This window comes from Hydrogenophaga sp. (assembly GCF_011390835.1).
Lineage (GTDB): Bacteria > Pseudomonadota > Gammaproteobacteria > Burkholderiales > Burkholderiaceae_C > Hydrogenophaga.
On sequence record NZ_JAABRQ010000041.1, the window covers coordinates 1 to 730 of the forward strand.

The window sequence follows — 730 nt, forward strand, 5'->3', positions numbered from 1 at the left end:
GGCGAAATAGAAGATTGTTCGCTCTTTGAGCTCGACAAACCAGTTGGATGTGTAGGTGAAGAAGTAAGGAAGATTCGAGAAGAACTCCTGGCCAGCCTCTGAGTCGCGCTCAAAAGTCCAGACGAGCACAACGTACGTCAGGAGCGTGAGGTAGTAGATCGGGAAGATCCTCAGCGTGCGCCGGACGTAGAAGGCACGCAGGTCAATGGTGCCGCGTCGGTCTCGCTCACGCAGTAGGAGTGTCGTGATCAGGAAACCGCTGATGGCAAAAAAAAGTGTCACGCCTTCTCCGCCAATGGTGGCCAACGGCGTTCCAGAAAAAGCCTTGCCTGCCGTGTGCTGCCAGACGACTGCGATGACGGCTAGGGCGCGCAAGCCGTCAAGAGAGTCAAACCTTCGTAAAGCGAGGAATCGTTCGTGCTCATTCATCGTTCCGGGGGCATGTATATTGGGTGGCCGATTGTCGCGCACACCCTGGCCATCAAGAAGCTTCGAATCAATTGAACCAGGTTCCAGAGAGCGCAACGGCGGTTCATGTGAACGTGGTCACGTTGTGATTTCCCCGGCTATGGCCAGCTCTGTACCTACATGTCAGCGGCATTCGCCTGGATCCAGTTCACAAACAGAGCGACCGGGGCGCGGCTCCGGTCAGTGATGCGCACGCTCACGAAATGCAATGGACGACGGATGGTCTTCAGGCGATGGCCTGTGAGCACCACCAGTTCGCCAC

Annotated in this window: 1 protein-coding gene; it reads right to left on the reverse strand. The window is 56.4% G+C overall.

Features of this window, described 5'->3' with window-relative positions:
• Positions 1-429, reverse strand: a 429-nt coding sequence (locus GPT34_RS16725) for an acyltransferase (RefSeq protein WP_291014902.1), incomplete at its 3' end; no start/stop codon positions are given.
• Positions 430-730 lie beyond the last annotated feature (301 nt).